The sequence below is a fragment of the Mycobacterium sp. E1715 genome (assembly GCF_001667625.1).
GTDB lineage: Bacteria > Actinomycetota > Actinomycetes > Mycobacteriales > Mycobacteriaceae > Mycobacterium.
This window is the reverse complement of record NZ_LZJJ01000343.1, coordinates 1-7,294: the sequence shown is the minus strand read 5'-3', so window position 1 is coordinate 7,294 and position 7,294 is coordinate 1. Positions and strand designations below refer to the sequence as shown.

Below are 7,294 nucleotides of genomic sequence, written 5' to 3'. Positions count from 1 at the left end.
GAGACCCGCCAGCGGATCATCGTGGCCACCATGCGCTGTGTGGCGACGGTGGGCTACTCCCGCACCACGATTCGCGAAATCGCCCGCGCCGCCGACATGACGAGCGGCAGCCTGTACCACTACTTCCCGAACAAGTCCGAATTGCTGGGCGCGGCCGTCGAGGACATCGAGCGGATCGCGGCCCCCCGGCTGCGGGACGCGGCCGCACAGGCCGACGACGTGGTCGAACGGCTGGTTGCGGTGTTGGATGAGGCGAGTCGGATGATGCGCGAACATCCGCATCTGGCCGGCTTCGATCGCGCGGTACGCGCGGACAGCCATCAGCATCCCCGTCGCGGCCGGCCGAACTATCCGGGGCCAAAGGCCCTGCGCCGCACCATCATTGAGATCCTCCGCGACGCCCAGACCGCCGGCGCGCTGCCGCCGGGCATCGACCCCCGGGCCGCCGCCGGCGCGATCCATGCGCTGGCTCGCGGCCTCACCGAGCGCGCGGCCACCCTGGACGCCGACGCCTACGCGGCCACGCTCGCTTCGGCGAAGGGGTTGATCAGCGGGACGCTGTTCGCGCGCCCAGCGAATCACCGCAGGTCCACACCGCGACGCCGATCAACACCAAATCCTTGAGCAGGAACTGGCCCGGTAACGCCGACAGCACGGGAACGCCATCCGCATGGGTCGCGATTACGCCGGGCGTGGTGAACAGGAAGCTCAGGGTGCCCAGGAACAGCAGCACCGCCAGCGCGCTGCCGGCCGCCGACGCGCGCGGCCACACCGGCCTCAGGGCGATCAGAACCGCGGCGACGATCTCCATCGTGCCCAGCAAGCGTGCGACGGTGGCGACGCTCAACACGTCGTAGATCCAGCTCATCAGCGGGCTGTGCTCGATCAGCACACGGGATTCCATCTTCACGTACTTCCCGAACCCGATCCAGGCCAGGACGATGACCAACCCGTACCGGCTGATCAGCTGGCCCGACAGCGTCAGGGACTGCGCCACACGGGAACCGGTGGCGACGGGCGCGGTCACGGATTCGATTTTGTCCACAGAGCAGCCACGAGAGGGCTCCCGATTTTGTTCACCCGGTCGCAGAACCGTTATCCGGCGTAGCGATCCCGCAACTGAGCCAGCGTCGCTTCGATGCCGGCGGTATTCCCCTTCACCGCACCGATCAGCTGGTAGTAGTTCAGCGCATTCTTGACCGCACCGGCCCGGCTGTAGTCGAACGTCTCCGTGACCCGCGTCCGGCTCGGCGAAAGCGCCTCGAACTCCCAGCGCCACCGGTGCCCCAACGGATGACGCCATTCGACCAATTCGCCGGGTTTGAGGGCGGTCACCGTGCTGGTGATGCGATACGGCAGGCCGTACATCTTCATGTTGGTCGAAAACTTCGACCCCACAGCCATTTCCGCCGGAGCCTTGATGTTGGCTCGCACGGTACCCGACCCGTCCAACTCGCTGTGTCGCCGCGGATCGGCGGCCATCGCGTACAGCTCCGCGGCCGGCGCCGCCACTTCGACCGACCGGCTTACCTGCCGTGGACCCGCGTCGACAACGGTGACGGTCATAATCTTTCCTTTCGGCTGTCCGGCAGCGTCAGCTCGACGCTACGCTCGCCGAGTCGAATTCAGAACAGCGAAACGACCCGCCCTGCCAGGGACCGCATGGGCGTGGCGGAAGCCCCCGCCGAGAGGAGCCGAAACAAGCCATGAATCAATCCATTTCGGGGAAGGTTGCGCTGATCACGGGCGCCGCGCGGGGGCAGGGCCGGGCGCACGCCGTACGCCTGGCCGCCGAAGGCGCCGACATCATCGCGGTCGACATCGCCGGGCCATTGCCGCCGAGCGTTCCCTACGATTCACCGACACCCGAGGACCTGGCGGAGACGGCAAGGCTGGTGAGCGCCAACGGCAAACGGGCGATCACCGAAGCCGTCGACATCCGCGACCTCCAAGCGCTCACCGCCGCCGTCGACAGGGCGGTGGGCGAACTGGGTCGCCTCGACATCATCGTCGCCAATGCCGGAATCTGCAGTCCCGCGCCGTGGGACCAGATCAGCGCCGAGGCGTTCCGCGACACCATCGACACCAACGTCACCGGGACCTGGAACACGGTGATGGCCGGCGCTCAGCACATCATCGACGGGGGCCGCGGCGGCTCGATCATCCTCATCGGTTCCGCCGCGGGCATCAACATGCAGTCGTTCATGATTCACTACACGGCGAGCAAGCACGCCGTCGTCGGGATGGCACGCGCCTTCGCCGCCGAGCTCGGCAGGCACAACATCCGCGTCAACAGCCTGAACCCCGGCGCGGTGGCGACACCGATGGGCACCGGGCGCATGCGCGAAGCGCTGCACGCGGCCGCCGACACCTACCCGCACCTGCGGGGACTGCACAAGCCGCTACTGCCTGAGGGAATCGCCCAGCCGGAGGACATCGCCGACGCGGTCGCCTGGCTCGCCTCCGACCAGTCGCGGCTGGTCACGGCGACCCAGGTTTCGGTGGACATCGGCGTGGGCTACGTCTGAGGGTTTCCGCGCGGCAAAGCGCCCTTAGCCGCACCACAAAGATTGCCGCTACCGCGTCAGGTCGATATGGTCGCCGCTCATGGGCGTGCTCAGCTTCGTCTGGCAACGTGTACTTGCCTTCGACCGACTTGGCGCGCGCATTCCCCAGCTAATCCAGACCTGGCTGACCGAGTTCTTCTTCGTGATGCCGTTGACGTTCTTCGTCGGCAAGGTGATCGATATCCGGGGCGCCATGGGCGTGCCCGGCACCGGCGAACGGCTCGACGGAACCTTCTGGGGAGCGCTCGTGGTGTCGCTCGTCTTCGGATTTTTCTTCGTCCGCTCGCTCGTGCGGCCGCGGATTGTGCAGGGGTCGTGGACACCGACGGTGCACGCCGATGTCGGGCCGGTGACCGTCTACGGGGGTAACCCCGCCTGGCGCGTGACCTATCCATACCTGACCAGTCACCCGTCGTACGCGCTGCTCCTGCTGATCACCGCCCCGATCCCCGCCGTCATGTGGGCGGCCACCGCCAACCAGGGCGACAGCACGTTCTACTGGCGGGTGTGCGGCATGGCCGGCCTGACGATCCTCGCGGTCATGGCGCTGGCGCGGGTATTGGCTTGGTACGTCTTTCGATTCGGACGCCGCCGGCTCGACACGCAGCTGCGCGGCCTGGCGGTCTCGCCACGCCGGCTCGGCTGGGAAATCGCTTGGAAGCCTGTCTTGGTCCTGGTGCTCTTGATGTACGCCATCGTCTGCGTTCCGTTGGGTGGGCTCTGGCTCAAGGAGCAACGAACGATCGCGGCCCTGCCGGTCGTCACCGTCGCCGACACCCAACATGCGGGCGAATACCGCCGGGTGAAAGGCGCCGTCGCCTCGGCGCCCGTCTACTGGGCGCCGCTAGGCCGGGGCCGTGGCGGCAACAACTACGCCGGGGCCGGCGTGCTGGTGACGCTGGCCACCGGCGGGGAGGCGCTGATGCTCGCCGATTCGATGGCGGTCCCGGACTTCAAGGGCATGATGGCGCGCGTCCACGACGGCGAGCTGACGGCCACCGGCAAGGTGATCGACGCCGTCACGGCCGACCAGCGCAAGTACTACGGCTTCGACGAGGGCGCGTTTCCGGCGCCCCCTGCCACGGGTCGGGTGCTGCTGTTGTTGTCCCAGCCCTGACGTCCCGTCCCGTGATCCGGCAGAATCGTGCTGCCACCAGCGTACGAACCCACTCATGATGGAGGTGACGCCCGAAGGTGTATCGCCATCGGGTATCCACCCGAGGCATCCACCGGAAGGAGGACCATGGTCACCAGCGAATACCGGGTCGACGGGATGAGCTGCGGCCACTGCGAGTCGGCCGTGCGGGACGAGGTCGGCCGCCTCCCTGGCGTGGAGCGCGTGGATGTCAGCGCCGACACCGGCAGGCTGGTGATCACGAGTTCTTCTCCCATCGACGCGGACGCCGTCCTCGGCGCGGTCGATGAGGCCGGCTACGAGGCCGTCTTGGTGGCATGAGCGCAGTGCCGGTGAGCCATATCGAGCTCGAGATCGCGGGGATGACGTGCGCGTCGTGCGCCGCCCGGATCGAGAAGAAGCTGAACCGGCTCGCCGGCGTCGCCGCCACCGTCAACTACGCGACCGAAAAGGCGGCCCTGACCGTTCCCTCGGGGTACGACCCGCAGCTGCTGATCGCCGCCGTCGAGCAGGCCGGATACACCGCCGCCCTGCCGCAGCGCCGGGAGGAACCGGCCCCCGGGAAGCGCGCCGGCGCCGATCTGGCGGCGCTTCGCACTCGCCTCATCACGTCGCTCGTGCTCGCCACCCCGGTGATCGCCATGGCGATGATCCCCGCCCTGCAATTCCGCTACTGGCAGTGGGCGTCGCTGGTGCTGGCCGCGCCGGTCGTGGTGTGGGGTGGCCGTCCCTTCCACGCCGCCGCCTGGGCCAATCTCCGGCACGGTGCCGCCACGATGGACACCCTCGTCTCGATCGGCACCCTGTCGGCCTTCCTGTGGTCGCTGTACGCACTGTTCCTGGGGACGGCCGGGGCACCGGGGACGCACGACCGGTTCGAACCGACCATCCGGCCCTCCGACGGTGCGGGCAACATCTACCTCGAAGTCGCCGCGGGTGTGACCCTGTTCGTGCTGGCAGGACGGTACTTCGAGAAGCGGTCCAAGCGGACGGCGGGCGCCGCGCTGCGCACCCTGCTCGAGCTCGGCGCCAAGGACGTCGCCGTGCTGCGGGGCGGCGGCGAGACCCGGATCCCGGTGGATCGCCTCACCGTCGGGGACCAATTCGTGGTGCGGCCCGGGGAGAAGGTCGCCACCGACGGCGTCGTGGTCTCGGGCTCCTCGGCCGTGGACGTCTCGATGCTCACCGGGGAGTCCGTTCCCGTCGAGGTCGGCCCGGGCGACGGCGTCACGGGCGCCACCGTCAACGTCGGCGGACGCCTCGTCGTGCGCGCCACCCGCGTCGGCGACGACACGCAGCTGGCGCACATGGCCAAGCTGGTCGAGGAGGCGCAGTCGGGCAAGGCCGAGGTCCAGCGGCTCGCCGACCGCATCTCCAGTGTGTTCGTCCCGGTGGTCATCGGCATCGCCCTCGCGACGCTCGGCGCATGGCTCGCGCTCGGGTTCCCGGCCACCGCGGCGCTGACCGCGGCCGTCGCGGTGCTGATCATCGCCTGCCCGTGCGCGCTCGGGCTGGCGACCCCGACGGCCCTGCTGGTCGGAACCGGCCGCGCGGCCCAGCTCGGCGTGCTGATCAAAGGGCCGGAAGTCCTGGAATCCACCCGCCGCGTCGACACGATCGTGCTTGACAAGACGGGCACCGTCACCACCGGGAAGATGACCCTCCTCGACGTGGTCGGCGCCGACCGGACCGACCGCGCGGCACTGCTGCGCTACGCCGGGGCGCTCGAGGATGCCTCCGAGCATCCCATCGCCCGGGCCATCGCCAAGGCCGCCAAGGCCGAGCTGGGCCGGCTGCCCGCGGCCGAGGGATTCACCAGTTCCGAGGGCAACGGCGTGCGGGGCATCGTCGACGGCCACGCCGTCGTCCTGGGGCGCGCCAGCCTGCTGGCCGATTGCGGCCAGCCGCTGAGCGACGAGCTGTCGGCGGTCAAGGACCGCGCCGAGGCCGAGGGCAAGACCGCGGTCGTCGTCGGCTGGGACGGCCGGGCCCGCGGGGTCCTGATCGTCGCCGACACGGTCAAACCGACGAGCGCGGAAGCGGTTCGGCGGTTCAAGGGGCTGGGCCTGACACCGATCCTGATGACCGGCGACAACCGGGGCGTGGCGGAGCGCATCGCCGACGAGGTGGGCATCGCGCAGGTGATCGCCGAAATGATGCCCACCGACAAGGTCGCCGCCATCAAGCGGTTGCAGGCCGAAGGCAAGGTCGTCGCGATGGTCGGCGACGGCGTCAACGACGCCGCGGCCCTGGCGACCGCCGATCTCGGGGTGGCCATGGGCACCGGCACCGACGTCGCCATCCAAGCCGCCGACCTCACCGTCACCCGAGGTGACCTCCGCGCCGCCGTCGACGCGATCCGGCTGTCCCGGCGCACGCTGACCACCATCAAGGCCAACCTGTTCTGGGCCTTCGGCTACAACATCGCCGCGATCCCACTCGCCGCGCTCGGCGCGCTCAACCCGATGCTCGCGGGCGCCGCGATGGCGTTTTCCAGCGTTTTCGTGGTCGCCAACAGCCTGCGGCTGCGCACTTTCACCAGCGTCACAGCCTCCTAACGGCCACCCTCACACGCCGCGACGGCGGGCGGGCCGGTGGGACGGGTGTGGGATAGTTGTTCCCGACCCACCGCGTTCGAAAAGACCACGGGTCCGCCCCCGCGCAGCGATCGACTCAGCAAAGGCAACGACCGTTGGACCAATTCTTCGGACGACTGTCCTTGCTGCATGGCTGGTTCCCGCCGACCGTGCAGGCGCTGACGCTGCTGTTGCTGATCATCGCGATCCAGTGGCGTGCCCGGCGGTGGCTCAAGCGGGTGCTGCCGATGGCCGTGATCGCCGCCGTCGCGACGACCGCGCTCGCGTATTGGTACATCACGTCGCTCGGCGTGGCCGGTGACCCGGCGCCGACGACGCTGTGGCTGTGGATCGCGGCGACCGGCCTGGCCGCCGCGGTGTTCCTGGTGGGCTGGCCGGGCGCGCGCTGGTGGCGCCGGGGGGTGGCGGTGCTGTCCATCCCGCTGTGCGCGCTGTGCGCGAGTTTGGCCCTCAACAGCTGGGTGGGTTACTTCCCGACGGCGCTCGCCGCGTGGAACCAGCTGACCTCGGTGCCGTTGCCCGACCAGATCGACCGCCTGCGCGTGACCGAAATGCAGGTCGCCGGGACCAGGCCGAGCAAGGGCGTGGTGGTGCCGGTCGACATCGACGACAACGCCTCCCATTTCCGCCACCGCCGGGAATTGGTCTACCTGCCGCCCGCATGGTTCAACAGCAATCCGCCACCCCGCTTGCCGGCGGTCATGATGATCAGTTCCGCCTTCAACACCCCGGCCGACTGGCTGGGCCCAGGCGGCGCCTTCACCGCCATCGACAACTTCGCCGCCGCGCATCGCGGCTTCTCCCCCGTACTGGTGTTCGTCGACCCCACCGGCTCGTTCGACAACGACACCGAGTGCGTCAACGGCAGCCGCGGCAACGCCGCCGACCACCTGACCAAGGACGTCGTGCCGTTCATGGTGTCGAACTTCGCCGTCAGCGCCGATCGAGCCAACTGGGGCGTCGCCGGGTGGTCGATGGGCGGCACCTGCGCGGTC

8 protein-coding genes are annotated in these 7,294 nt (G+C 69.3%); 6 read left to right on the top strand and 2 right to left on the bottom strand.

What is annotated here, in order from left to right; translation table 11 throughout:
• On the top strand, positions 1-624 hold a 624-nt coding region (locus A9X03_RS17345; RefSeq protein WP_082974522.1), incomplete at its 5' end, for a TetR/AcrR family transcriptional regulator.
• Here A9X03_RS17345 and A9X03_RS17340 read toward each other — a convergent pair.
• Positions 548-1,027 (bottom strand): DUF417 family protein, encoded by a 480-nt coding sequence (locus A9X03_RS17340; RefSeq protein ID WP_068262146.1) that lies wholly within the window; start codon positions 1,025-1,027, stop codon positions 548-550. The genes A9X03_RS17345 and A9X03_RS17340 overlap by 77 nt on opposite strands.
• Positions 1,028-1,095: 68 nt before the next feature.
• On the bottom strand, positions 1,096-1,566 hold the full coding sequence (locus A9X03_RS17335; RefSeq protein WP_067754177.1) for an SRPBCC family protein: 471 nt from the start codon (positions 1,564-1,566) through the stop codon (positions 1,096-1,098).
• Between the two features lie 140 nt (positions 1,567-1,706).
• Here A9X03_RS17335 and A9X03_RS17330 point away from each other — a divergent pair, with 140 nt between their 5' ends.
• The 5 genes from A9X03_RS17330 to A9X03_RS17310 all read left to right on the top strand — a co-directional run.
• Positions 1,707-2,528, top strand: a complete 822-nt coding sequence (locus A9X03_RS17330) for a mycofactocin-coupled SDR family oxidoreductase (RefSeq protein ID WP_067888795.1) — start codon at positions 1,707-1,709, stop codon at positions 2,526-2,528.
• 79 nt (positions 2,529-2,607) lie between these two features.
• Entirely contained in the window at positions 2,608-3,684 is a 1,077-nt protein-coding gene (locus A9X03_RS17325) for a hypothetical protein (RefSeq protein WP_068262144.1), read from the top strand.
• A 126-nt stretch (positions 3,685-3,810) separates the two neighbouring features.
• Entirely contained in the window at positions 3,811-4,023 is a 213-nt protein-coding gene (locus A9X03_RS17320) for a heavy-metal-associated domain-containing protein (RefSeq protein ID WP_067888788.1), read from the top strand.
• Complete coding sequence (locus tag A9X03_RS17315; protein ID WP_068262141.1) at positions 4,020-6,260, top strand: cation-translocating P-type ATPase; 2,241 nt, start codon at positions 4,020-4,022, stop codon at positions 6,258-6,260. The genes A9X03_RS17320 and A9X03_RS17315 overlap by 4 nt, the downstream gene beginning before the upstream one ends.
• A 134-nt stretch (positions 6,261-6,394) precedes the next feature.
• On the top strand, positions 6,395-7,294 hold a 900-nt coding region (locus A9X03_RS17310), incomplete at its 3' end, for an esterase family protein (protein ID WP_255396736.1).

Excerpts from the sequence above, each read along its gene's own strand:
- A9X03_RS17335 (WP_067754177.1), bottom strand. The coding sequence starts at position 1,566 with ATGACCGTCACCGTTGTCGACGCGGGTCCACGGCAGGTAAGCCGGTCG.
- A9X03_RS17315 (WP_068262141.1), top strand. The coding sequence starts at position 4,020 with ATGAGCGCAGTGCCGGTGAGCCATATCGAGCTCGAGATCGCGGGGATG.
- A9X03_RS17330 (WP_067888795.1), top strand. The coding sequence starts at position 1,707 with ATGAATCAATCCATTTCGGGGAAGGTTGCGCTGATCACGGGCGCCGCG.
- A9X03_RS17325 (WP_068262144.1), top strand. The coding sequence starts at position 2,608 with ATGGGCGTGCTCAGCTTCGTCTGGCAACGTGTACTTGCCTTCGACCGA.
- A9X03_RS17320 (WP_067888788.1), top strand. The coding sequence starts at position 3,811 with ATGGTCACCAGCGAATACCGGGTCGACGGGATGAGCTGCGGCCACTGC.